This is a genomic window from Helicobacter sp. TUL (genome assembly GCF_002287135.1).
Taxonomy (GTDB): Bacteria; Campylobacterota; Campylobacteria; order Campylobacterales; family Helicobacteraceae; genus Helicobacter_F.
In genome coordinates this window covers 1-1,032 of record NZ_NESU01000038.1, presented here as the reverse complement: position 1 = coordinate 1,032, position 1,032 = coordinate 1, and the positions used below count along the sequence as shown (strand labels likewise).

Genomic DNA, 1,032 nt, shown 5'->3' with positions numbered 1-1,032 from the left:
TAGATAATGAGTCTCTGCAAAGTAAAATGAGCTTTGATGAATTTGAAAGTTTGTTCAATGAGTTTATAGAATCTTCATATAGCAATATAGAATCTATTGAGGGATTCTTTGGCTTTGGACCTGTAGAATCTACTACTAATCATTGGGGTAAGGTGTTTGAAAATAATCAGCATGCTACAATAACACTATAAAACAAAGGAAAAAATGAATGAAACTCCCCATATACTCACATATCAAAACAAAGTTAGAATCTAAAGGACTAGATTCTATCACAAGTGGGCAGATTGCGTGGCTAGGATTTAGTGGTGTAATAAGTGTAATATGTAGCTTTATTATTGCGTTATTATCTGCTATGGATTTTATTAGTATATTTCTTTTTATATTTTTGAGTTTCCTATTTTGGACTATACTTGCATTTTTACACAAACAATTTATATCTTTAGGTTTTTTATTTTTTATTTCATTCTTTGTTGCTGTCTTAACAAATAATAACATTTTGTTTATCATTGGAGCATTTGTAGGTTTATTGTTTTGGTTTTTAACCAATAAGTTACCTATAAGGATAAAGTTGTTACTCTCTTTCTTATTTCTAATTTTTGGATTAATTTGGTTTATCTTATTTTTTGTTTTTACAAATAAAATCATATTAGCGTAGTGTAAAAGGAGATTTTATGCAATATTATGTAACGATTTATATCGACATTCTTTTTTGAGAAAGATTTATTAAAATTAGATGTTACTCACGCCTTTTTGGGACTTACCTATACCCACCCTGATGAGTTAGATAAACAAGATAAAAAAATAAGACAAGAAAAACTTAAAAATGCTGATTGGAAAGATTTTGATAAAAGTAGGATTCTATGAAAAAAGAAAAATTTGATTTTGGGATTTTTATCTTAGATTGCTTTATGTGTATTGGATTGATAGTGGTGTCTGTTATATTTGTTATACCATTAGGGTTGGTTTTTTCTGTCTTTATTGATGGATTCCATCTTATAAAATTTGAAGGTTTTTATGATTATTCTACACTTC

The 1,032-nt window shown here is 27.5% G+C and carries 1 pseudogene; it reads left to right on the top strand.

Features of this window, described 5'->3' with window-relative positions:
• Nucleotides 1-191, top strand: a pseudogene (locus tag B9T66_RS08795) (hypothetical protein); the annotation flags it as partial.
• Nucleotides 192-1,032: the final 841 nt, after the last annotated feature.